The sequence below is a fragment of the Actinoplanes sp. NPDC051851 genome, assembly GCF_040681165.1.
Taxonomy (GTDB): Bacteria; Actinomycetota; Actinomycetes; order Mycobacteriales; family Micromonosporaceae; genus Actinoplanes.
Map to the genome: position 1 here is coordinate 31,793 of NZ_JBFAYF010000056.1, position 22,059 is coordinate 53,851.

Consider the following 22,059-nt stretch of genomic DNA (forward strand, 5'->3'; position numbering starts at 1 on the left):
ACGACCGGGGGATCGTGCTGCGCGGCCTGACCAAGCAGTTCACGATCCGCCGGTCGACCGTCACCGCGCTCGACAACGTGGACCTGGACACCCCGGCGGGCGCGTTCGTCGCCCTGCTGGGGCCCTCCGGCTGCGGCAAGTCCACGATCCTGCGGATCCTCGCCGACCTGGAGAAGCCCACCTCGGGCACGGCTCTGGTGCACGGCGAGGATCCGGCCGCCACCCGGCGCAACCACCACCTGGGCATCGCGTTCCAGGACGCGGCCCTGCTGCCGTGGCGCTCGGTGGAGGCGAACATCCGCCTGCCGCTGGAGGTCAGCGGGGTCAAGGCGGACGACGCCACGATCGCCGACCTGATCAAGCTGGTCGGCCTGGAGGGCTTCGAGAAGGCCCGCCCGGCCCAGCTCTCCGGCGGCATGCGGCAGCGGGTGGCGATCGCCCGCTCGCTCGTGGTCGAGCCGAAGATCCTGCTGCTGGACGAGCCGTTCGGCGCCCTCGACGAGATGACCCGGCAGCGGCTCAACCTGGAGCTGCAGCGGATCTGGACCGAGCGCGCCACCACCACGCTGCTGGTCACCCACTCCATCGCGGAGGCGGTCTTCCTCGCCGACACGGTGGCGGTGATGAGTGCCCGGCCCGGCCGGATCGTCGCCCAGGTGGAGATCGACCTGCCCCGGCCGCGCACCCCGGACATGATTCGGACCGCGCGCTTCCACGAGCTGGAGGACCAGCTCAGCGACCTGCTCTTCGGCAAGGCCGCGGAATCGGCGGAGGCGGAATCGGCCGCCGCGGAGCCGGTCGGATGACGCTTCCCCGGTGGGCGTACGGCGTGATCGGCATCGGTGGTCTCCTCGCGCTCTGGGAGATCGCCGGGCGGACCGTCTTCGCCGAGAGCCGCGCGGTGCCGCCGCCGACCGCGATCCTGGCGCAGCTCGGCACCGACGGGTTCGCGTTCTACTGGCCCAACGTCGCGACCACGCTGAGCGAGGCCGGGCGGGGCTGGCTCTGGGGCAACGCGATCGCCCTGCTGCTGGCGTTCCTGGTGGTGCAGATCCCGTTCCTGGAGCGGGCGCTGATGCAGCTGGCCCTGGTCAGCTACTGCCTGCCGGTGATCGCGATCGGACCGGTGATGGCGGTGATCTTCGACGGTGACACGGCCAAGGTGATCCTCGCCGCCATCTCGGTCATCTTCACCACCCTGGTCGGCGCGCTGGTCGGACTGCGCAGCGCCGACCGGACCAGCCTCGACCTGATCCGCGCGTACGGCGGGGGGCGGTGGACACAGCTCTGGCGGGTACGCCTGCGCGCGAGCCTGCCGAGCCTCTTCGCCGGTCTGCGGATCGCCGCCCCGGCCGCCATGCTCGGCGCGATCATCGGCGAGTACCTGGGCTCGGAATCCGGACTGGGAGTCGCGATGATCAACTCGCAGCAGAGCCTCGCGGTCGAGCGGACCTGGGGGATCGCCCTGGTGGCGACGGCCCTCTCCGGTCTCGCGTACGGCCTGACCGCGCTGGTCGGCCGCCTGCTCACGCCATGGGCGCCGCGATGAAGGGGCTGCTGCGTACGCTCAAGGGCCTCGGCATGGCGGTCCTCTCGATCGCCGTCGTCTGCGCCGTCTGGCAGATCCTGGTCAAGGGGTTCGCGCTGGACCCGTTCCTCACCCGGGGCCCGCTCGACGTCTGGACGTACCTCACCGACCCGGCCAACGACGCCGAGCGCGACCTGCTCTGGGAGGCCGGCAAGGTCACCGCGCTGGACTCGCTGATCGGCCTGGCCGGCGGCGCGATCGCGGCCCTGGTCACGGCGATCGCGTTCGCGCTGTGGCGGGGCGTGGAGCAGACCCTGCTGCCGGTCGCGATGGCGCTGCGCGCGGTGCCGCTGGTCGCGATGACCCCGCTGATCGCGCTGATCTTCGGTCGTGGTCTGGCCGGGGTCACGGTGATCGCCGGCATCGTCACGTTCTTCCCGGTGCTGGTCAACGTGTCGCTGGCGCTGCGGGCGGTGCCGAAGTCCTCGGTGGACCTGATGCGGGCGTACGGTGCCTCGCCGTACTCGACGCTCTGGAAGGTGCAGTTGCCGGGCGCGCTGCCGGCGCTCTTCGCGGCCCTGCGGGTGGCGGCGCCGCTGGCCCTGGTCGGTGCGCTGCTCGCCGAGTGGCTGGCGACCGGGAAGGGCCTGGGCTACCTGATGCTGGCCTCGGTCACCACGTTCGAGCTGGATCGCATGTGGACCGGCGTGACCCTGGTGACGGTGGCGTCGATCGTGCTCTACTCGCTGATCAGCGTGATCGAGCAGCTGACCCTGTCCCGGTACGCCCCCGAGCAGAGTCGTTAACCGCCCAGGCCGTGCTCGTAGGCGTAGCGCACGGCCTGGGCCCGGTCCCGCACCCCGAGCTTGGCGAAGAGCCGGTTCACGTGGGACTTCACCGTCACCTCGGTGACGAAGAGGCGCTTGGCGATCTCCCGGTTCGAGAGTCCGGCCGCGATGAGTCGCAGCACCTCGGCTTCCCGTGGGGTCAAATCTGATATATCCCGTTTTTTCCATGAAGCCTGGCCCGCGGCGGCCACCAGGCGCTGCTGTACCCGCGGGTCCAGGACCGACTGGCCGAGGGCGGCGGCCCGCACCGCCTGGGCGATCTGCGCGCGGCCCGCGTCCTTGGTCAGATAGCCCACCGCGCCGGCCCGCAGCGCCCCGAGGATGTGCTCGTCGTCAGCGAACGTGGTCAGCACCACCACCCGGGTCTCCGGGTGGCTCTCCCGGATCCGCGCGGTCGCCGTGACGCCGTCGACGCGGGGCATCCGCAGGTCCATCAGCACGATGTCCGGGCGCTCCCGGGCGACCAGTTCGACGGCCTGGTCGCCGTCGGCCGCCTCGCCCACCACCGCCACGTCGTCGAGCAGGCTCAGCATCAGGGCCAGGCCCTCGCGGACGGCGGTCTGGTCGTCGGCCACCACCACCCGGATAGTCACCCGGGCATCCTGACATCCACCCGCCACCCGTCCGGCTCCGGACCCGCCTCGACGCTGCCGCCGGCCATCTCGGCACGTTCCCGCAGCCCGATCAGCCCGTAGCCGCTGGAGAGCCCGGAGAGCGGGGGACCGGCCGGGCCGTGGTTCCGCACGATCAGGTGCACACCCCTCTCCGCGTACGCGAGAAGCACGGTGACCGCACTGCCGGGAGCATGCCGGCGGACGTTCGTCAGCGCCTCCTGCGCCGCCCGGAACAGGGCCAGACCGGTCTCGGCCGCCAGTTCCCGCGGCTCGCCCTCGACGGCGAAGCCGGCCGGTGCGCCCAGGTCGTCGCCGTACCCCGCGGTCAGCTCGCGGACCAGCTCGGGCACCGGCAGCGGGTCGCCGCGCAGTGCGCTCACCGCCCGGCGGGTCTCGGTCAGCCCGTCCCGGGCCAGCGTGCCGGCCCGGTCGACCAGCACCGCGGCCTCGGCGGCCCGGTCCCGTTCCAGCAGTGCGGCGGCCGTCTCCAGCTGGACCGAGAGCGCGGAGAGCGAGTGCGCCAGTACATCGTGGATCTCCCGGGCCAGCCGGGCGCGCTCGGCCAGCGTGGCCGCCCGGGCCTGCTCGTCGCCGAGCAGGCGCCGCTGCTCGGCGCTCTCCGCCCGCTGCCGCCGGATCACCCCGGCCGACAGGACCAGGGCCAGCACCCCGGACCAGACGCCGATCGCCGACCAGGGCATCCCGTGCGCCGCCAGCGCGGCGACCATGAGGAGCCCGGCGGTGCCGCTCATCGCGGCGAGCAGCGTCCCGGGCAGCGACATCGCGCCGACCACACCGGCGGCCACCAGATAGAACGGTCCACCGGCGATCTTGCCCACCGCGCAGAGCAGCAGCCCGGCCGCGAAGCAGCAGCCGACCGCGACGGCCTGTCGCCGGAGCGTCGGCTGGCGGATCGACATGGCCACCCCGGCGACCGCGCCGAGGGTCACCCCGGCCAGGATGGCCAGGCCCTGCGCGGTGTCGAGACCGGGCCGGGGCCGGTCCTGGAACATCGCGACGGTCACGATCACGACCGAGACGACGCCGCGCAGCTTGCGCCACGACTCCACGTGCCGATCGGTGACGGTGAACACGGCACCAGTCTGCGCCATGCTCGCGCTCATCGGGTGCCGGCGGAGATCCGGGCGCCGGTCGCCAGCGCCCGGGTGCCGACCACCGCGGCCTCGCCCACGAAGCTCAGGCCGAGCGCCAGGACCAGGGCGGAGGTGAGCACGGCCGGATCGGCACCGAGCGCGATGCCGGCCTCGTACTGGCCGAACCGCAGCAGGGCCAGCCCGGCCCAGACGAGCGCGGTGACCCAGGTGTAGCGCTGCCAGGCGTGCCCGTCCCGGACGAAGACCCGGACGGTCAGCCCGCGCGCCACCCCGCCGGCCAGCGCGATCAGCGCACCGGAGCCGAGCAGCGCGAGATCCAGCAGCGCGCGCGGGAAGCCGCCCGCGGCGACCTGGTACAGGCCCATTCCGACCAGGGCGATCGGCAGCACGACGAGGCGCCGGGCCTCCAGCGGCTCGCCGGTGAAGCGGCGGTAGAGCGCGTATCCGACCAGAGCGACGATGAGCAGCGTGGTGGTGTCCATGTCGGTCACGCTAGGAATCCGGGCGGGTGGAAAGCCGCCACCCACGGGTGGAGTCCGGGTGGAGTTCCCGGGATTCGGGGCGGTTCGCGGTGCGTTCTGCCGGTATCGTCACCATTCGATACCGATGGATTCCGGAGGCACCGTCATGACATCCGAGATCGTCGATCTGGCCGACCCGGCGTTCCAGTCCGACCCGCATCCGGTCTACGCCGACTGGCGGCGTGCCGGGCCGGTCCGCCGGGCGCTGCTGCCCGGTGGGACCGAGGGGTGGGTGGTCACCCGGTACGAGGACGCCCGCCGGGCGCTGACCGATCCGCGGCTCTCCAAACGGGCGAGCGGGAACGGGTCCGGCGGTTCCCGGACGGCCGGGCAGGCACCGGCCGGGGCCACCCCGCCGGAGATCGGCGCCGCGATCTCCCGCCACATGCTCGCCGTCGACCCGCCGGACCACACCCGCCTGCGCCGCCTGGTCTCCGCCGCGTTCACCGCCCGCCGGATCGAGGCGCTGCGCCCGCGGATCGAGCGGATCACCACCGACCTGCTCGACGCGATGGAGGGCGGGGAGCGGGCCGACCTGATCGACGCGTTCGCCTTCCCGCTGCCGATCCAGGTGATCTGCGAGCTGCTCGGCATCCCGTCGGACGACCGCGACGACTTCCGCGAGTGGTCGAACGCGGTCGTCGCCGGCAGCGCCGCCGGGGACCGGCTGGCGCCGTCGCTCAAGGCCATGGTCACCTACATCCAGGCGTTGCTCGCCGACCGGCGCACGCACGGCGGCGACGACCTGCTTTCCGGGCTCGTCCAGGTACGCGACGAGGACGACCGCCTCACCGAGCAGGAACTCTCCTCGATGGTCTTCCTGCTGCTGGTCGCCGGGCACGAGACCACGGTCAACCTGATCGCCAACGGCACCTGGCTCCTGCTGGCCGACCGGGCCCGCTGGGACGCCCTGCGTGCCGACCTCTCGCTGCTCCCGACGGCGATCGAGGAGTTCCTCCGGTACGAGGGCCCGATCGAGACCTCGACGTACCGGATCGCCACCGAGGACCTGGAGATCGGCGGCACCCCGATCCGGGCCGGTGACCCGGTGCTGATCGGCCTGCTCTCCGCCAACCGCGACCCGGACCGCTTCCCCGGCGCCGACGACCTGGTCCTGGACCGGGCCCAGAACCCGCACCTCGCGTTCGGCCACGGCATCCACTACTGCCTGGGCGCCCCGCTGGCCCGGTTGGAGGCCCAGATCGCGTTCACCGCCCTGCTGACCCGTTTCCCCGGCATGCGCCTGGCCGTCCCCGCCGACTCCATCCCGTGGCGCCCGGGGCTCCTCCTGCACGGCCTCTCGTCTCTTCCGGTATGCCTTTAGCGCCCTCCGTCACCGAACCCCGCCCGGGGCGGTGAGCAGCCCCGGGCGGGGGAGCGGAGAGAATGTCCGCCATGGCGGACCTGCATGATCCAGAATCCCGTGACCCGTCGCCGACGGCCTCGCTGCCGGTGGTGGAGGCGAGCGGCGTCTACCGCGCGGCCAACCACCGGCGGGTGGCGATCGCGGCCGGCGCCGGCGGGGCCGTGCTGCTGGCGGCGGTGATCTGGATGCTGTCGTCGGGCGGGGACGGCGAGCGGAGTCCGGCCGCGGCGCCGGGCGCGACGGCGACGACGGCGGCCGCGACCGAGGAGCCGGGGGAGGAGATCTCCACCGGGCCGGCGGCGACGGCGAGCACGACGACGCCGGCCGCGACGGCGAGCAACCCGTCGCTCACCCCGGACCAGCTGGTCGATCAGCTGGACGAGGCGATCGACCTGCTGGCGGAGAACGGCGAGATCGACGACGACGACGCCGAGTCGCTGGCGAAGCGGCTCGACAAGGTCGCCGACGAGATCGAGGACCGGGACGCGGAGAAGGCGGCCCGGAAGCTCCAGGACTTCGCCGAGAAGCTCGTCGACCTGCACGACGACGAGGATCTCAGCGATGCCGGCTTCCAGGCGCTCTCTATGGCGTCGACTCAGCTGGCCCAGGTGCTGCCGCAGATCCCGGCCGAAGACGACTGATCGCCGCCTCGATGCCGGCCACCCGGTCGGCGACCAGGCCGACCGCGCCGCCGACCCGGGAGAGCGGGTCCGAGCCGTCCCCGCCGAGCGCCTGCTCGCGCAGGTAGGCGGCCTTGACGTCGGCCCACCGCGCGGCCTGCTCCGGGGTCAGCCGGTCGCGGATCTCGGCGAGCTTGAGCAGGTTGGCCTCGGCGCCGCCGGTGAGGGTCTGCGCCTCGCCGAGGTAGTGGTCGTCGAGGACCGTCTCCAGCTCGTCGTCGTTCATCGCCGGCACGATCCGCTCGGCCAGCTTGTTCATGTTCCGGTACGACCCCTGCAGCTTGAACGGCGGCTCGGTCCGGCTCGCGTCGGCCTGGGCGGCCGACGCGATGTACGCCTGGTTGACCCGGAGCACCACCCGCTGTGCCCGGCGCATCTTCCGCAGCACGGCCAGGATCTGCTCCAGCTCGGCGGCGGAGTACGGATGCGCGGGCTTCGCGGTCTCGTCCCCCTCCGCGAGGCGCAGCAGCAGTGTCAGGTCGTCCCGGTCCCGGGCGGCCAGCGGCGCCAGCACCGGGTTCGTGGTCAGGGCGTTCTCCAGGTACGAGAGCTCGAACAGGTCCTCGCGCCCGGAGAGCACGTCGCCCAGGTTCCACACGTCGGCCCGGTTCGCCAGCATGTCCGGCACCCGGAAACGCCGCCCGGTCTCGGTGTACGGGTTACCCGCCATGCAGACCGCGAACCGCTTGCCCCGCAGGTCGTAGGTGCGGGTCCGCCCGTCCCAGACGCCCTCCATCCGGCGCTGCGCGTCGCAGAGCGAGATGAACTTCTGCAGCAGCTCCGGGTCGGTGTGCTGGATGTCGTCGAGGTAGAGCAGCACGTTGTTGCCCATCTCCAGGGCGAGCGAGATCTTCTCGACCTCCTGGCGGGCCGTCGCGTTCGGCGCCTCGGCGGGGTCGAGCGAGGTGACGCCGTGTCCCAGGGCCGGCCCGTTGACCTTCACGAAGACCAGGCCGAGGCGGTCGGCGACGTACTCCATGAGCGTGGTCTTGCCGTAGCCGGGCGGGGAGATCAGTAAGAGGAGCCCCGAGCGATCCGTCCGCTTGTCATCCCCCGCCGCCCCGAGCTGCCGGGCCAGGTTGTCGCCGATCAACGGCAGATAGACATCGTCGAGAAGCCGGTTGCGTACGAACGTGGTCATCACCCGCGGCTTGAACTCGTCGAGCCGCAGCCGCTCCCGCTCGGCGGCGGCCAGGGCCGCTCGCTGCTGCTGGTATATCCGATATCCAGGCATATTCTGCTGACGATGTGTCGTCGCCCGCGCGAGAAGGTCGTCCAGCCGGATGTCCAGCCGGCCGTCAGTGATCCTCGGATGCACCCCGAGTAGGCCCGACACGCTCTCGGTGAGGGCGGCGGAGACGTCGTACCTGGTCAGCGCGGTGCCGGCGACCTCGACCCCGATGGCCTCCAGCATGTCGGCCCGCTCCCCGGAGTCGGGTTTGGCCTGGTGGAAGGCTTCGAGCCAGGCTTGGACGAGCTGGCGCTTCATCTCGGGGGAATCGGCGAGGGCACGAAGGTCGTCGGTGTATTGCCGAGCGGCCTCCGAGCCTCCGAGCTCCCGGTGGAAACGGTCCAGGAAGGTCCGTGCCCCGGCGCTGGTGGCGAACCCCGCGGGCGCCGTGGCCAGCTCCTCGATGAGGTAACCGCCGACGTCCGTGCCGGCTGCCGCGTCCAGCTCGGCGCGGAGGTCGTCGAGGGCCGTGCCCGCCGATCCGAACAGCTGCCGGGCCCGGACCAGCGACGCCGCCCGCAGCTGCCAGCTCGCCCGCTGCTCGCCGGACGCGCCGAAGGCCCAGAAGAGCTGCGCCTCGACCCGGACCGACGGCTCGAAGCGGAGTAGGCCCGCCCCCGCGTGCAGCCGGAGCAGCACCTCGAGGATGGCCGTCGCGTCGGCGTCGTGCACGCCGCGCTCGTAGCCCTCCTCGTACCGTGCCTCCGCCGCCCGCCGGACCACCTCGCGCAGGGTGCCGCCGCCCGCGATCCCGGGGTTCTCGGCGAGGACCGCGGCGGCCAGGTGCTCCGCGCGATAGATCTCCCGGTTCTCGGAGATGAGGGGCTGGTCCCAGAACGGGCGGGTGCCGGCGAAGGCGGGATCGGTCACCGGCGCCCGGTAGTCGGTTCCGGTGATCGCGTAGGCCAGCCCGCCGTCGTGCGGGACCAGGGTCAGGTCGATCGCCTGCTCGTTGACCGCGAAGACGTGCCGCCCGAGCCGGATCCCGCCGTCGCCGAAGAGGTCCAGCCGGTCCCGCAGCGCGCGCCCTGCCTCCTGCCGCGCGGCCTTGAGCAGGCCGTCCAGCTCTTCGGCGCGTACCGTGTCGCCGAGCTCGCGCAGGTCCTGCGCGACCGAACGGACCTTGGCCGGCATCGGATCGGTGGCGAAGTACGTGTTGACCTCGTCCGGGTCGCCGAGCGTGGCGATCCGCCGGTGCACCGCGGCCAGGATCCGGCGGGCCGACTCGGCCAGCCGGTCCGCGCGGCGGGCCCGCTCGTCCAGCAGCGACTGCCGGCGCCCGGAGATCGCCTCGTAGACCTCGGTGCGCTTGGCGGCCAGCCGGTCGCCGAAATCGTCGACGTCGGCGAACCGGGTCTCCAGGTTCTCCACCTGGGCCATCAGCTTGGCGAGCTGCTCGTCGCAGCGTTCCGGGGTGTCCGCGGCGGCCAGCGCGGCCGCGACGGACTGCCCGAAGAGCGCGAACTCGGCGGCGAACGCGGCCCGGCCCTCGACCGAGGCCAGCTCCCGGCGGCGACCGTCCAGTGTGGCGCGTGCCCGGTTGAGGCCGCCGAGAACGGTGCCGATCTGCTCCAGGATGGACACCCGGACGGTCGCGTCGGCGATCTCCAGGCCGCCGACCACCTCGGTCACCACCTGCAGGCCGTCGGACTGCTCGGCGATCCGCTCGGCGACCGGCGACGCCTCGGCGACCGTCTCCACCGCGGCGGCCTTCGCGGCCAGCTCGTCGACGGTCTTCTGGTACGCGGCGAAGGCGTCCGGGCGGCGCAGGATCTCGACGGCGCGGCGGGCGGTCTCGTCGGTCGCGGTGGCGAGGGCCGCGTCGATCTCGTCCAGCCGGGCGAGGTCGATGTAGCGCATCTCCCGCAGCCCCGCCACGTGGCCGCGCTCGCGGCGCAGGTCGGAGAGGCGGCGCAGCCAGTCCGCGTCGGTGTCCCGGACCAGGCCGTCGGCCTTCGTGGCGGCTTCGGTGACCGCGGTCGCCGCCTGCTCCTGGAGGGCGACGACCGAGGCGAACTCGTCGAGCACCTGCTTCGCCGCGGTGCGTACCTCGTGCAGCGGCGCGGCGAGGTCCTCCAACTCGGCGTCGCCGAGCCAGTGGTAGTTGTCGAAGGCCCGGGTGCAGGCCGCGATGATCGCCTCGAAGACCGGGCCGGCCGCGGACATCTCGTCCACCATCCGGGTCACCACGAGGGCGTCCGCGATGCCGCGGACCAGGTCGGCGTTGCCCACCCGCTCCAGCGGTCCGCTACCGGCCGCCGGGGCCGCCTCCTCCGCGACGTACGGCGTCTGCCAGAGCTGGACCGGGTGGATCCGGGCCGGCTCGTCGTCGGGGGTGCCGCGGAGCACCACCAGCACGCCGTCGTCGAAGATCGCGTACCCCAGCCCGCCGATCGGGGTCGCCACCTCCTTGCGGATCACGTTGTACGGCAGTAGGAGGTACCGCCCGGCCTCGGCGGCGTGGAACACGTAGAGCACGTCCTCGCCGTTGACCGAGCGCACCACCCGCTCGAACTCCAGCCCGGCGGTGTCCGCGTCGAACGTCTTCGCCACGCCGGTGGCCAGGTAGTACCCGCCCGGGAAGATCACGCCCTGGTCGTCCGGGAGACGGCGGCAGGCCTGACCGATCCCGTCCAGCCGGCGTACGTCCCGGGTCCGGGTGTTGAAGACCAGATACCGGTACGCGGTCTCCTGGTACGGCAGCACCCGCAGCAGGATCAGCGCGCCGACCCGGGCGTACCCGATCTCCGCGTCCGCCAGGCTCTGCAGCGGCTCGTCGACCGGCTCGGAGAAGATGCCCTCGCCGTCCTCGGTGTTGTCCTCCACCTTGACGGTGAGCGTCCCGCCGACCGTCTCGACGAAGACCTCGTCCTCGATCGAGACGTGCGGGTGCCGCCCGAGAACGTGCTGCTCCCGGGTGGTGAGGGTCCACTCGAAGTCGTACGGCGGGGGCGCCACCGCGTCCCGTTCGCCCCGCGCGTCGAGGTACGTGACGCTCCCGTCGACACCGATCCGCCAGCGCAGCACCTTGCGGTCGTCGGCCCGGGCCCCGGTCTGGAAGACGGCCAGCAGCAGCTGCTCCACCCGCCAGAGCCGGACCAGCCGGGTCTCCCTGTAGTAGCGGTACAGCTCGGCGAAGTCCCGCCGGAAGCCGGGATCGTCGAGCAGGCCCGGCACCGGGTGCGGCTGGAACTCGCGGTCGAGCGAGACGAGCACGTCCTCGACCGCGGTCTCCGCCTTGAGCCCGAGGAACGCGTTGCCGCCGAAGAGCAGCGCGTCCCCGGCCGGCGCCACATCGCGGGCCACGCAGTTGTTGCCGGTCCGGATCCGCTCGGTGCCCAGCAGGCTGGTCTGCTGGGCACCGAAGGCCTCGACCCGGCGCGCGTTCAGTGCCTCGGCCCGGTCGGCGAGCTCGCGTGCCTTCGCACCGAGCCGGGACCGGAGCACCTCATAGGTGCCGGCGTCGATGGTCACTTGTCAGCCTGGTCCTTCTTGCCCTGGGCCAGGCTGGCCGCGACGGCGATGTTCGCGACGTCGGCGGTGGAGATCTTGCTCAGCGTCTCGGCCAGGTCGCCCTCGCCGTTCAGGTATCGGGCACCGAGACCCTGCGCGACCGTCGAGTTCTCCACGAAACCGTCGATGCTCTTGCCCAGGGCGATCGAGCCGACCAGCTTGTCGAAGAAGATCGAGTCGCCGCCGACGATGTCGATGTCGGCCTTCTCCAGACCGGCCGCGAGCACCATGGCCTGCGCCTCGGCGATCTCCTTGTGCACGGTGATGCCGGCCAGCCGGATCTCCTTCTCCGCCTCCAGACGCAGGCGGTACTCCTCGTGCGCCCGGGTGACCTCGTCCAGGGTGGCCATCGCGCCGGCCTTCTGCTCTAGGCCCTCGGCCTCGCCCTTCAGCTTCTCGCGGATCGCCTCGGCGGCGACCAGGGCCTTCTGCCGCTCGACGGCGGCCTCGGCCAGACCGGTCTTCTCGATCACCTCGGCCTCGGCGCGGCCGGTCTTCTCGATCACCTCGGCGTTGCGCTCGCGGACCTGGACGTCGGCGAGGCCGCTCGCGGCCGCCTCGGCCTGGGTGCCCTCGGCCAGGCGGATCTTGGCGCGGGCGTCGAGGTCGGCGGCCTGCTGGCGGGCCTCGGCGAGCAGCAGCTGCTCGCGGGCCTTGAACTTGGCCGCGGTCTCCGCGGCCTCGGCCGCCTTGATGTCCTTGACCAGGGCCTCCTGCGCCTCGGCCTCGGCGTTGATGATGACCGCCTGGCGGGTCCGCTCGGCCTCCTCGACGGTACGCAGGCGCTTGATGTTCTCCTCTTGCTCGGCGACCGTCTTCTCCACCGCGATCCGCTCCCGGATCACCTCGGCCATCGACCGCTTCTCGGTCTCGACCTCCTTGTCCTTGGCGATCGTGGAGAGCTCGGTCTCCCGCTGGCGCCCGATCACCTCGAGCATCCGGTCCTTCTCGATCCGCTCGCTCTCGATCGCGATGACCCGCTCGCGGTTCTTCTCGGCGACCGCGATCTCCCGGTTCTTGTTCTCCGTCTGCACGCCGAGCTGCTGCTCGGTCTTGAGCCGGGCACCCTCGGAGCGCAGCGTCTCCTCGGCCCGGGCCAGCGCGATCTCGGCCTCCTCGCGGGCCCGGATGGTCTCGATCTCGCGCCGCTGCTTGATCTCCGCGTCCGCCTGCCGGCGCTCCAGCTCGAGGATCGCCTCGCGGGCGTCCACGTCCTGGCGGGTGATCTCCTTCTCCTCGTTGCGGCGGAAGTCGTTGGTGCGGACCGCCTCGATCGCGGTCAGCTCGGTGATCTTCCGGATGCCCTGCGCGTCCAGGATGTTCTTCGGGTCGAGCGCGGCGAGCGGCGTCTGCTCCAGGAAGTCGATCGCCGCGTCCTCCAGGCTGTAGCCGTTCAGGTCGGTGCCGATCACCTCGATGATCTGGTCCCGGAACTCGTTGCGCTTGGTGTAGAGGTCGACGAAGTCCAGCTGCTTGCCGACCGTCTTGAGCGCCTCGGAGAACTTCGCGTTGAAGAGCTCCTGCAGGGTGGCCTCGTTGCTGGCCCGGCTGGTGCCGATCGCCTGCGCCACCTTGATGACGTCCTCGGTGGTCTTGTTGACCCGGACGAAGAACGTGATCCGGATGTCCGCGCGGATGTTGTCCCGGCAGATCAGGCCTTCGCGACCCGTACGGGAGATCTCGATGGTCTTGACCGAGATGTCCATGGTCTCGGCCTTGTGCAGCACCGGGAGCACCACGGCGCCGGTGAAGGTCACGTCGACGCGGCGCACCTTGGAGACGATCAGGGCTTTACCCTGCTCCACCTTCCGGAACATGCGGCTGAGGAAGAACACCACGCCGACCGCGACGAGCAGTACGACGGCGATGAGCACACCGAGACCGGTGGAGACGACGTCCATCAAAGACCTTTCCTAGCGATATCGGCGGGGAGGACCCAGAAGAACTCGCCTTCCGGGTCGACGTCGTAGATGAGGGCGACGGTGCCCGCGTGCAGTTCGTCCCGGCCGGCCTGGCGGACCTGGATGATCGCCGACGAGCCGTCCGCCGCGTGCACCTCGGCCTGGCCGAACGCGTCGGTGACCCGGCCGGTGCGGATCACACAGGTGAGACCGACGAAGTCGGCGCGGGAGGCGTCCGGCCCGTCCGGCAGCATCCGCTGCAGCGGGATGGCCAGCAGCCGGGCGATGACCGCGGCGAGCACGATCGCGGCGATCGGGATCACCCAGAGCGGGACCGGGCCGTGCCATTCGCCGCCGGAGAGGGTGGCGAACCAGGCGAGCGCGACGAAGAGGGAGATGTATATCGGAGCGGGGATGCCGAGGACGGCGCCGCTCTCGAAGTCGGCGCCCAGACTGATCACCACGACCCAGTAGATGATCACCAGCACCAGCAGTGGCGTGAACAGGACCGTGGGAAAGCTCAAGGCGGCATCTATGAATCCCATGACGATCTCAGAGTGCCAGCCGGGGTCAAGTAATCCCTGGTTAACGACGGCCTTCTTCCGGCCTTAGGGACAGGGAAGACTGGATCGCATGGATCGGGAACAGTTGGCACATTTCCTCCGAACCCGGCGCGAAGCGCTGCAGCCGGAGGACGTGGGACTGCCGCGGGGGCAGCGCCGGCGGACCGGCGGGCTGCGGCGTGAGGAGGTGGCGTCGCTCGCCGGGATGTCGTCCGACTACTACGGCCGGATCGAGCAGCAGCGCGGCCCGGCGCCCTCCGGGCAGATGCTCGCGGCCCTGGCCAGGGCACTGCACCTGAACCTCTCGGAACGGGATCACCTGTTCCGGCTGGGTGGGCATCCGGTACCGCTGCGGACGTTCCGCGACGACCACATCAGCCCCGGCATGATGCGGATCGTCGACCGGCTCGGCGACACCCCGGCGATGGTGATGTCCCGGTTCGGCGAGACGCTGCGGCAGACCCCGATGGCGGTGGCGCTCTTCGGCGACGAGACGCACTTCACCGGGCTGTCCCGCGCGGTGGTCCACCGATGGTTCACCGATCCGGCGTCCCGGCGGATCTATCCGGAGCGGGACCACGGGAAGCACGGGCGGATCTTCGCGGCCCAGTTGCGGCAGATGTACGCGGCCGCCCCGCACGGCCGGGCCGGGGAGATCGTCTCGGCGCTGCTGGCGGCGAGCCCCGAGTTCGCCGCGATCTGGGACACCCACGAGGTGGGCCTGACCCACGTCGAGCACAAGGTCCTGGTCCACCCGGAGCTGGGCGAGATCGAGGTGCACTGCCAGACCCTGTACGAGCCGGAGCAGGAACAGGCCCTGCTGGTCTTCACCGCGGTGCCCGGTTCCGCCAGCTACGAGAAGCTCCAGATGCTGTCCGCCGTCGGCTGACCGGGGTCAGAGTCCGAGGTCCGCCATCCGGTGGATCTCGGACATCTGCTCCACCGCGGTCTCGTTGGCGAGTTCGTTGAGCCGCTCGTCCGACCCGCCGCGCAGCAGATCCGCCGCCATCTGCTGGGCGCCCTCGTGGTGCTCGGTCATCATCGTGACGAACCGGTGGTCGAAGTCCGCGCCCCGGGCCGAGGTCAGCTCGGCGAGCGCCGCCGCGGACTGCATCCCGGGCATCCCGCTGTGGTCGTGGTCCGGGTCGTTCTCCGGCTGCCCGCGCTCGGAGAGCCACGCCTGCAACACCGCGATCTCCGGCCCCTGCCCGGCGACGATCCGTTCGGCCAGCGACCGCAGCTGCGCGCTGCCCGCCCGTTCCGGGGCTAGTTTCGCCATCTGAACCGCCTGCCGGTGGTGGGCGATCATCATCTGGGCGTACGTCACGTCGATGCTGTTGTAGGGCGATCCGTCGGGCGCCCGCACGTGATCAGAGTCGGACACCGCGGCCGATTCCCCCGGCTTTCCCGGCAGCACCACGCGCACCGCGGAAGGGGACGCCGCAACGGAAGCCGGGCGCTGGTCCGACGCGCGCACCGCGACCGTGACCCCACCCGCCGTGACCAGCGCGACCGTTGCCCCGGTCAGCGCCCACACCCGTCTCCGGTCCATCGCTTCCTTCCCGAACGCCCCACAGGCCCGTCTTCCGGCAGCTATGGTAACGACAAATATCTATATCGCCGGAGGTTAGCTCGATGAAGCACCTGGCCTCACGTGGAACGGCCGTCGCTGCGATCCTGCTCGGCCTGCTGGTGGCCACGCCCGCCCACGCCGACACTGCCATCCCAGGCGTCGACGAGATCGTCAGTAGCCCGAACATCGCCCAGGTGGCACATCTGGACACGGCCGGGCCACTGGCCGGGGCGTTCAACACCGACTGGGCGTTCAAGGGGACGTACGCCTTCGACGGCAACTACAACGGCTTCACCGTCTACGACATCAGCGACCCGCGTGACCCGCGGGTCGCCACCCAGGTGCTCTGCCCGGGCTCGCAGAACGACCTGTCGATCTACGGTGACCTGCTCTTCGTGGCGACCGACTCGCAGCGCACCGACGACTCCTGCGCCAGCGCGTCGGTGCCGGCCAGCTCGCCGGCCGAGACGCCGCGCTGGGAGGGCATCAAGGTCTTCGACATCAGCGATCCGCTCAATCCGGCGTACGTCAAGGCGGTCAAGACGGACTGCGGCTCGCACACCCAGACGATGGTGCCGGGCAAGGGGAAGGACCACTCGGTCTACCTCTACGTGCAGTCGTACAACCTCTCCGGCGCGAGCTACACGAACTGCGCGCTGCCGCACGACAAGATCTCGATCGTCAAGGTGCCGTTGAAGGACCCGACGGCGGCGGCCGTGGTCGCCACCCCGGTGCTCTTCCCGGACGGCGGGTTCGGCGGCGACGCGGACAGCAGCGCGACCACCGGCTGCCACGACATCACCGCGTACCCGGCGAAGGACATCGCGGCCGGTGCCTGCATGGGCGACGGCGTGCTGCTGGACATCTCGAACCCGGTGGCGCCCTCGGTGATCACCACGGTCCGGGACACCGAGAACTTCGCCTTCTGGCACTCGGCGACCTTCAACAACGACGCCACCAAGGTGGTCTTCACCGACGAGCTCGGCGGGGGCGGCGGCGCCGAGTGCAACGCCACGGTCGGCCCGAACCGGGGCGCCGACGCGATCTACGACATCGTCGGCAAGGGGAAGAAGCTCTCGCTGAGGTTCCGCAGCTACTTCAAGATCCCGCGGGCCAACGCGGACACCGAGAACTGCGTGGCGCACAACGGCTCGCTCATCCCGGTTCCCGGCCGCGACATCCTGGTCCAGGCGTGGTACCAGGGCGGCATCTCGGTCTGGGACTTCACCGACTCCAGCCGGCCCACGGAGATCGCGTACTGGGAGCGGGGTCCGCTGAGCACCGAGAGCCTGGTCGTCGGCGGTTCCTGGTCGGCGTACTGGTACAACGGCTTCATCTACTCCAGCGACATCCAGAAGGGCCTGGACGTGCTGGAGGTCAAGGACCACCGGATCGACAAGGCGAAGCACGCGCGGACGTACCTCTTCAACGCGCAGACCCAGAGTGACTACCGCTCCTGGTAGGGCCTGACGGGCGTCAGGCGGCCGGTCCCCGACCGTGGCCGGCCGCCTGCTGCCAGGCCCAGAGCGCCCACCACCAGCGCATCGTCTCCATCACGGTGAGCTGTTCCTCGCCGTCGCCGAAACCGGTCAGCTCGCGTAGCCGCCGCATCCGGTACCGGACCGTGTTCGGATGCAGATGCAGCGATCCCGCGGTCCGGTCCAGCCGCTGGCCCCGGTCCAGGTAGGCGAGCGCGGTCCCGACCAGATCCCGGTGGAAGTCGTCGCCCGGATCCAGCGCACCGAGCAGCTCGTCCCGCAGGAACTCGGCCAGCAGCGGCTGCCCGGCCAGCGCCGTCTCGGCCGCGAGGTCGGTCACCCTGCGCGGTCCGGTCACCCCGCGGACGCGAGCCGCGTGCAGCGCGGCCAGGGCGAGGCGATGCGCCTCCGCGACGTTTTTCAGAGGTACGGCCGGAGTGCTCACGATCCGCTCAAAAGGTGCTGCCGTGAAGCTCGGAAGCCGTGGCGCCACCCCGCTCAGCCGCCCGCTCACCGGTGCCAGCACCCCGCCGCAGCGCGCGAAGGCCTGTTCCAGCTCGCGGGCCCGGACCGGGTCGGTCACGTCGGAGACCACGCAGTGGTACCGCCCCTCGGCGGTGAGCCCGAACCGGGCCAGGTCCTCGTCCGCGCCGTCCGCGCCGAGCAGCAGGTGCCGCAGCAGCCGGATCCGGATCGCCCGGCGGTCGATGTCGAGCTGCCGCTCCGCCGCCCGGTACCCCTCCAGCACGTGCCGTTCCAGCGCGGTCCCGTAGCGGTCCAGCCGGAGCAGCCCCTGCAGCAGCACGTCGTCTGGCAGGCCCGCCTCCCGGCCGCGCGCGATCGCGATCTCCAGGATCCGGCTGCGGCCGCCGTGCAGCCCGGAGAGGAGGGCACCGACCGGCACGCCGAGCGCCGCGCCCTCGGCACCGAACCGCTCCGCGTCGCCGAAGTCGCCGTCGTCCGGCTCGCCGGTGTTCAGGAACGCCGTGCAGCCCGCGGTGATCAGCGCGGCCACGTGGCGGCGGCTCTCCGCCGGTGGCAACCGGGCCGCGTCCGGGGACTGCGCGCGTGCCGAGGCCACCACGTCGTCGACCAGCCGCCGGTCGGTGGCGAGGTCATGGACCAGGGTCGCGAGGAGCTCGGGGGCCGCGGGGTGGGAGCGCATGTGATCCGTCGCCTAACGATATGAGTCTTTCTCTTGTTTTCCGGTGGTTACCGAAAGGTAACAGGCGTGGGGATCGATGGGAATCATGCTCGCTGCTTCCGCGCGTGCTTCCGCCGGTACATCGCGGCGTCCGCCTCGCGCAGGACCCGCTCGCCGTCGCCGGCCCCGCCGCCGGCCACCCCGACGCTCGCACCGACCGTCAGCCACGCACCCGCGATCAGCATCGGCTCGGCGAGCACCACGGCGATCCGGCCGGCCAGATTCGCGGCCTCCTCCTCGGTGGTGCCGGGCAGCAGCACCGCGAACTCGTCGCCACCCAGCCGGGCGGCCGTCTCGCCGACGCCGAGTAGCCCGGTGAGCCGCTCCGCGACGGCGGTCAGCACCAGGTCGCCGGCGTGGTGGCCGTGCTCGTCGTTGATCTGCTTGAAGCCGTCCAGGTCGATCAGCAGCACGCTGACCCGCCCGTCCGCATCGGTCACCTCGGCGAACCGCCGGTGCAGCAGCGCCCGGTTGGCCAGCCCGGTCAGCGAGTCGTGGTCCGCCTGCCGGCGCAGCTCGTCGTGGAGCGCCCGGGACTCGGTGGCGTCCCGGGCGTTCAGCACCACCCCGCGGATGCTCGGGTTGTCGAAGAGATCGGTGCAGATCACGTCCAGCCACCGGTACGACGCGTCCGCGTGCCGCCATCGCAGCTGGATCGCGATGCCCACCCCCGGGTTCGCCGTCAGCCGGTTGCCGAGCAGCACCACCGCGGGCAGGTCGTCCGGGTGCGTACGGTCGTCCAGCGAGGAGCCGGCCAGCAGCTCCGGCGCGGTGCCGAGGACGCGCTCGGCGGCCGGGCTGGCGTACCGGATCACGCCGCCGTGGTCGACCACCATGGTCAGGTCGGAGGTGTGCTGGACCAGTGCCCGGAACCACTCCCGCTGCTCGTCCAGCTCGCTGAGCAGCCGGTCGTTGTCGCGTACCGCGGAGAGCTGACGGGCCAGCACCAGCGCGGTGATCGCCACCGCGCCGATCGCCACACCCCACACCCGCAGATCCGGATCGCCGTCCTGCAGCGCCACCACCACGAGCACCTGGGTCGCGATCACCGCGAGGTACGGCAGCCGGCTCGGGTACTGCCCGGCCACCACGGACCTCGCCGGGTCGACCGGCCGGGTCAGCACCAGCTGCAGGCGCAGCGAGGCCGCCACGGCGACACACGGCAGGAGCTGGAGGAGGTACAACACCCGGGGCTCGTCGCCGCCCGGGATCACCGAGCCCAGCGAGGAGCTCAGCGCGGTCCCGGCTAGCCCCAGCGCGCCCAGCCAGCCGGCGCTCCGGGCGAACGGCGCGGTCCCGCTGAAGATCAGTTTGAGCAGGCCGAACGCGATCAGCAGCATCACCACCGCGGTGGCCGCCGCACCCCACCGCTCGGTCGCCTCCCGGCCGCCGGTGAGCCGGCCGGCGAGCAGGAAGTACCAGAGGAACGCGGCGACGCCGGTGAGCACCGTGGCGGCGTCCAGCCAGAGCCGGAGCCGCTGCCAGCCGGTGCCGCCCAGTGGATGGCGCAGCGTCGCGACCACCGCGATCGTCATGCCGGCCACCACACACGCGGTCTGCACCACGCTGAGCTCGGCGCCGGGGTGGGCGTACGTCAGAAGGGTCTGGAAACCGTCACCGACCGCGCAGCTGGCGCAGGCGGCGATCACCGCGAGCCAGAAGCGGCGGCCGTGCCGCGGCACGGCCGGATGGTTCGCCAGCCGCCACGCGAACCAGACGTTCAGGCCGTCGATCGCGGTCTGCAACGTCCACGAGACGGCGTCGCCGCCGAGCCCGCCGAGGAAGAGCGGCACCATGAGCAGCCCGGCCAGAACGAGCGCGAGCAGCACCGGATCGGCGCCGGCAGGTCTCCGCATGCCGGCTCCATCGGCGTACGGCGGACCGATGTGAGCAGTCACCTGAAATGCTCGTCAAGAGACCTGGGCAACAGGCCGGTTATCGCCCATAATTGCCGGAACCGTGCGCATTGACGTGCGACCGGGTACTCGGCGCCGGCGGGCGGGTGTTCCGCACCCGCGGGGTTGATCCGTCCGACGCCGTTCGCAGCCGGGCCGGCTCCGACGCGGGCGAAGGAGCCGGCCCGGCGCGTCCCCTCGCCCCAGGCCACCGCCCCGCCCCGCGCTGCCCCGCCCCGCCCCGCGCTGCCCCGCCCCGCGCTGCCCCGCGCTGGATCTGCCCCGCCCCGCGCTGCCCTGCGCTGGATCTGCCCTGCGCGCGCTTCGCCCGGCGTCCACTCCATGCCCGTTCCCGGCGCGTCCGGGTGTGGGTCCCACTCCCCACCAGGACATATTGGTACTTTGGTAGACATGACAACGACCCTCTGGCGCGCCTCGGTGCTCCGGTCGTTGCCCGCGTTGCTCGCGCTGGTGCTGGCGTTCTTCGCCGCCCCCGCCTCGGCTGTCCAGCTCGCCGGGACCCGCGACGCCTCCGTCTCCACCACCGCCGTCGCGCACAGCGTGCCGGCCACCGAGACCCCCGCCGCTCAGGCGACGGTCCCGGAACCGCCCGCCCTCTCGCCGGTCTCCGCCGGCGCGCCGGTCGAGGACCGTACGCGCGAACTGCGCTCCCAGGTCATCACCGGCACCACGGGTTCGCGGGCCCCGCCCGCGGCGGTCGCCTGACCTCTGCGGCGCCGATCGCCGTCCGGGGTCAACCGACCGCGTCAGTTCCCGGCAGTCATTCCTGGCATTCTCCGCCTCCGCCGGTCTCCATGGCGCGTGACCCGACATGCGACCCGAGACGAGCGGAACGGACCCACCCACCATGAACATGGTTGCCGACATGCTGTTGACCGAGCCCGCCCCCGCGGCGATCTGGGCCTCGCTCTGGCTGGCCGCCCTCCCCGCGCTGGTGGTCCTGGCCAGCCCGCACGGCGTCCGCAACCCGCGACGCGCCCTCTTCGACACGATCGGCTTCCTGCGCCGCCGCGAGGAGGCCCGCGAGGCCGAGCACCGCCACCGCGTCGAGGAGGCGGTCTCCTCCGCCCGCTACGCCGCCGAACTCCGCGTCGCCGCCGACCAGGCCGCCTGCGCCGTCGACCGCTGGCAGTCCCAGTGGGAGACCGCCGCCGCCCGGTCCGCCGCAACCTTCCAGGCCTGGCACGCCGCCGACACCCGCCTGCACCGCACCCGCGCCGCCGCCCCCTTCCACACCCCTTTCACCGACCAGACCCCTTCCGAGTACGCCGACCGCGAGCGCTACCTCCACCTGGCCGTCCGCGCCGCCGCCGACCGCGGCGAACTCCCCACCACAGCGGTAGCCGACGCCCTCACCACCCGCAGCGAGTCCCCAACCACCCCCGCCCCCGCGCTCACCTCCACCCCCATTCCCGCCCCCGCGCCCACTTCCGATCCCGCGCCTGCTTTCGCGCCCGCCCCGGCCGCTGTTCCGGTCGGCGGCGCCTGGGATGCCCGACTCCACCCCGCTGAGCAGGAACTGGTCGTCCACCGAGCCGCGGCCACCCACCTGGCCGCCCTGCACCGCGCCGCCCGCACCGCCGAGCGGCGCGCCTGGGACGACCTCCAGCGCGCCACCCGCAACCGCGACCACCTGCGCCGCGAGGGCACTCGCGCCACCATCCACGCCGCGTCCCTCCGCCACCTGCTCCCCTCTACTCCCACTCACGCCACCCCTTCCCGCGCCCACCTCCGCGCCGCCTGACCTCCACGCGCTCTGTCGCCGGGGCGATCGCGCTTCACCCTCCGGCTGTAGGCAGGGCGCCCGGGTCTCACGCCCGGCGCCGGGGGGGTCACAGTGCACATCCGGTGGCGTGGGGGCGCCGCCGCACACGTTGGGTGGCGGAGGCGGTCGACGCACACGTTCGGCAGAGAAGGGGCGCCGGCCATGATCGTGGATCTGGGCCGTCCGCGACGTCGCCCGGTCGAGCGGGCCCGGCTGGCGGCAGCCGATCGACCGGTCGGTGAC

Annotated in this window: 18 protein-coding genes; 9 read left to right on the plus strand and 9 right to left on the minus strand. The window is 72.1% G+C overall.

The window, feature by feature from the left end; translation table 11 throughout:
• The first annotated feature begins 14 nt into the window (after window positions 1–14).
• The 3 genes from AB0M08_RS37155 to AB0M08_RS37165 are packed head-to-tail and all read left to right on the plus strand — an operon-like array spanning window position 15 to window position 2,334.
• Window positions 15–806 (plus strand): ABC transporter ATP-binding protein, encoded by a 792-nt coding sequence (locus tag AB0M08_RS37155; RefSeq protein ID WP_364504169.1) that lies wholly within the window; start codon window positions 15–17, stop codon window positions 804–806.
• Window positions 803–1,549, plus strand: coding sequence for an ABC transporter permease subunit (locus AB0M08_RS37160; protein WP_364504172.1), 747 nt, complete (start codon window positions 803–805; stop codon window positions 1,547–1,549). The genes AB0M08_RS37155 and AB0M08_RS37160 overlap by 4 nt, the downstream gene beginning before the upstream one ends.
• Window positions 1,534–2,334, plus strand: a complete 801-nt coding sequence (locus AB0M08_RS37165) for an ABC transporter permease (protein ID WP_364504175.1) — start codon at window positions 1,534–1,536, stop codon at window positions 2,332–2,334. Before AB0M08_RS37160 ends, AB0M08_RS37165 begins: the two co-directional genes overlap by 16 nt.
• Here AB0M08_RS37165 and AB0M08_RS37170 read toward each other — a convergent pair.
• The 3 genes from AB0M08_RS37170 to AB0M08_RS37180 are packed head-to-tail and all read right to left on the minus strand — an operon-like array spanning window position 2,331 to window position 4,587.
• On the minus strand, window positions 2,331–2,969 hold the full coding sequence (locus AB0M08_RS37170; protein ID WP_364504178.1) for a response regulator transcription factor: 639 nt from the start codon (window positions 2,967–2,969) through the stop codon (window positions 2,331–2,333). The genes AB0M08_RS37165 and AB0M08_RS37170 overlap by 4 nt on opposite strands.
• Window positions 2,966–4,102: a sensor histidine kinase gene (locus AB0M08_RS37175; RefSeq protein WP_364504181.1), complete on the minus strand. Its 1,137-nt coding sequence runs from the start codon at window positions 4,100–4,102 to the stop codon at window positions 2,966–2,968. The genes AB0M08_RS37170 and AB0M08_RS37175 overlap by 4 nt, the downstream gene beginning before the upstream one ends.
• Before the next feature lie 8 nt (window positions 4,103–4,110).
• Window positions 4,111–4,587 (minus strand): hypothetical protein, encoded by a 477-nt coding sequence (locus AB0M08_RS37180; RefSeq protein ID WP_364504184.1) that lies wholly within the window; start codon window positions 4,585–4,587, stop codon window positions 4,111–4,113.
• A gap of 145 nt (window positions 4,588–4,732) precedes the next feature.
• On the opposite strand from AB0M08_RS37180, the gene AB0M08_RS37185 reads away from it, so the two are divergent.
• On the plus strand, window positions 4,733–5,950 hold the full coding sequence (locus AB0M08_RS37185) for a cytochrome P450 (protein WP_364504187.1): 1,218 nt from the start codon (window positions 4,733–4,735) through the stop codon (window positions 5,948–5,950).
• 71 nt (window positions 5,951–6,021) lie between these two features.
• Window positions 6,022–6,633, plus strand: a complete 612-nt coding sequence (locus AB0M08_RS37190; RefSeq protein ID WP_364504190.1) for a hypothetical protein — start codon at window positions 6,022–6,024, stop codon at window positions 6,631–6,633.
• On the opposite strand, the gene AB0M08_RS37195 is transcribed toward AB0M08_RS37190, so the two are convergent.
• From AB0M08_RS37195 to AB0M08_RS37205, 3 genes are read right to left on the minus strand one after another with little or no spacing between them, the layout of a single operon-like run.
• Window positions 6,575–11,377, minus strand: coding sequence for a DNA repair ATPase (locus AB0M08_RS37195; RefSeq protein ID WP_364504193.1), 4,803 nt, complete (start codon window positions 11,375–11,377; stop codon window positions 6,575–6,577). The genes AB0M08_RS37190 and AB0M08_RS37195 overlap by 59 nt on opposite strands.
• On the minus strand, window positions 11,374–13,317 hold the full coding sequence (locus tag AB0M08_RS37200; RefSeq protein ID WP_364504196.1) for a flotillin family protein: 1,944 nt from the start codon (window positions 13,315–13,317) through the stop codon (window positions 11,374–11,376). The genes AB0M08_RS37195 and AB0M08_RS37200 overlap by 4 nt, the downstream gene beginning before the upstream one ends.
• Complete coding sequence (locus tag AB0M08_RS37205; RefSeq protein WP_364504199.1) at window positions 13,317–13,841, minus strand: hypothetical protein; 525 nt, start codon at window positions 13,839–13,841, stop codon at window positions 13,317–13,319. Before AB0M08_RS37205 ends, AB0M08_RS37200 begins: the two co-directional genes overlap by 1 nt.
• Window positions 13,842–13,950: 109 nt before the next feature.
• Here AB0M08_RS37205 and AB0M08_RS37210 point away from each other — a divergent pair, with 109 nt between their 5' ends.
• On the plus strand, window positions 13,951–14,769 hold the full coding sequence (locus tag AB0M08_RS37210; RefSeq protein WP_364504202.1) for a helix-turn-helix transcriptional regulator: 819 nt from the start codon (window positions 13,951–13,953) through the stop codon (window positions 14,767–14,769).
• A gap of 6 nt (window positions 14,770–14,775) precedes the next feature.
• On the opposite strand, the gene AB0M08_RS37215 is transcribed toward AB0M08_RS37210, so the two are convergent.
• Complete coding sequence (locus AB0M08_RS37215; RefSeq protein ID WP_364504205.1) at window positions 14,776–15,432, minus strand: DUF305 domain-containing protein; 657 nt, start codon at window positions 15,430–15,432, stop codon at window positions 14,776–14,778.
• 83 nt (window positions 15,433–15,515) lie between these two features.
• Here AB0M08_RS37215 and AB0M08_RS37220 point away from each other — a divergent pair, with 83 nt between their 5' ends.
• Complete coding sequence (locus AB0M08_RS37220) at window positions 15,516–16,916, plus strand: hypothetical protein (RefSeq protein WP_364504208.1); 1,401 nt, start codon at window positions 15,516–15,518, stop codon at window positions 16,914–16,916.
• A gap of 13 nt (window positions 16,917–16,929) precedes the next feature.
• On the opposite strand, the gene AB0M08_RS37225 is transcribed toward AB0M08_RS37220, so the two are convergent.
• Together AB0M08_RS37225 and AB0M08_RS37230 are read right to left on the minus strand one after the other, a co-directional pair.
• Complete coding sequence (locus AB0M08_RS37225; RefSeq protein ID WP_364504211.1) at window positions 16,930–18,096, minus strand: helix-turn-helix domain-containing protein; 1,167 nt, start codon at window positions 18,094–18,096, stop codon at window positions 16,930–16,932.
• A gap of 83 nt (window positions 18,097–18,179) precedes the next feature.
• Window positions 18,180–19,991 carry a diguanylate cyclase gene (locus AB0M08_RS37230; protein WP_364504214.1) on the minus strand — a complete coding sequence of 604 codons (1,812 nt, stop codon included), beginning with the start codon at window positions 19,989–19,991 and terminating at the stop codon, window positions 18,180–18,182.
• A 450-nt stretch (window positions 19,992–20,441) separates the two neighbouring features.
• Between AB0M08_RS37230 and AB0M08_RS37235 the strand changes: the two genes are divergently transcribed.
• Complete coding sequence (locus AB0M08_RS37235; protein WP_364504217.1) at window positions 20,442–20,756, plus strand: hypothetical protein; 315 nt, start codon at window positions 20,442–20,444, stop codon at window positions 20,754–20,756.
• Between the two features lie 160 nt (window positions 20,757–20,916).
• Window positions 20,917–21,795 carry a hypothetical protein gene (locus AB0M08_RS37240; protein WP_364504220.1) on the plus strand — a complete coding sequence of 293 codons (879 nt, stop codon included), beginning with the start codon at window positions 20,917–20,919 and terminating at the stop codon, window positions 21,793–21,795.
• Window positions 21,796–22,059 lie beyond the last annotated feature (264 nt).

Excerpts from the sequence above, each read along its gene's own strand:
- AB0M08_RS37215 (WP_364504205.1), bottom strand. The coding sequence starts at position 15,432 with ATGGACCGGAGACGGGTGTGGGCGCTGACCGGGGCAACGGTCGCGCTG.
- AB0M08_RS37185 (WP_364504187.1), top strand. The coding sequence starts at position 4,733 with ATGACATCCGAGATCGTCGATCTGGCCGACCCGGCGTTCCAGTCCGAC.
- AB0M08_RS37240 (WP_364504220.1), top strand. The coding sequence starts at position 20,917 with ATGCTGTTGACCGAGCCCGCCCCCGCGGCGATCTGGGCCTCGCTCTGG.
- AB0M08_RS37160 (WP_364504172.1), top strand. The coding sequence starts at position 803 with ATGACGCTTCCCCGGTGGGCGTACGGCGTGATCGGCATCGGTGGTCTC.
- AB0M08_RS37175 (WP_364504181.1), bottom strand. The coding sequence starts at position 4,102 with ATGGCGCAGACTGGTGCCGTGTTCACCGTCACCGATCGGCACGTGGAG.
- AB0M08_RS37210 (WP_364504202.1), top strand. The coding sequence starts at position 13,951 with ATGGATCGGGAACAGTTGGCACATTTCCTCCGAACCCGGCGCGAAGCG.
- AB0M08_RS37225 (WP_364504211.1), bottom strand. The coding sequence starts at position 18,096 with ATGCGCTCCCACCCCGCGGCCCCCGAGCTCCTCGCGACCCTGGTCCAT.
- AB0M08_RS37220 (WP_364504208.1), top strand. The coding sequence starts at position 15,516 with ATGAAGCACCTGGCCTCACGTGGAACGGCCGTCGCTGCGATCCTGCTC.
- AB0M08_RS37165 (WP_364504175.1), top strand. The coding sequence starts at position 1,534 with ATGGGCGCCGCGATGAAGGGGCTGCTGCGTACGCTCAAGGGCCTCGGC.
- AB0M08_RS37235 (WP_364504217.1), top strand. The coding sequence starts at position 20,442 with ATGACAACGACCCTCTGGCGCGCCTCGGTGCTCCGGTCGTTGCCCGCG.
- AB0M08_RS37190 (WP_364504190.1), top strand. The coding sequence starts at position 6,022 with ATGGCGGACCTGCATGATCCAGAATCCCGTGACCCGTCGCCGACGGCC.
- AB0M08_RS37180 (WP_364504184.1), bottom strand. The coding sequence starts at position 4,587 with ATGGACACCACCACGCTGCTCATCGTCGCTCTGGTCGGATACGCGCTC.
- AB0M08_RS37230 (WP_364504214.1), bottom strand. The coding sequence starts at position 19,991 with ATGCGGAGACCTGCCGGCGCCGATCCGGTGCTGCTCGCGCTCGTTCTG.
- AB0M08_RS37200 (WP_364504196.1), bottom strand. The coding sequence starts at position 13,317 with ATGGACGTCGTCTCCACCGGTCTCGGTGTGCTCATCGCCGTCGTACTG.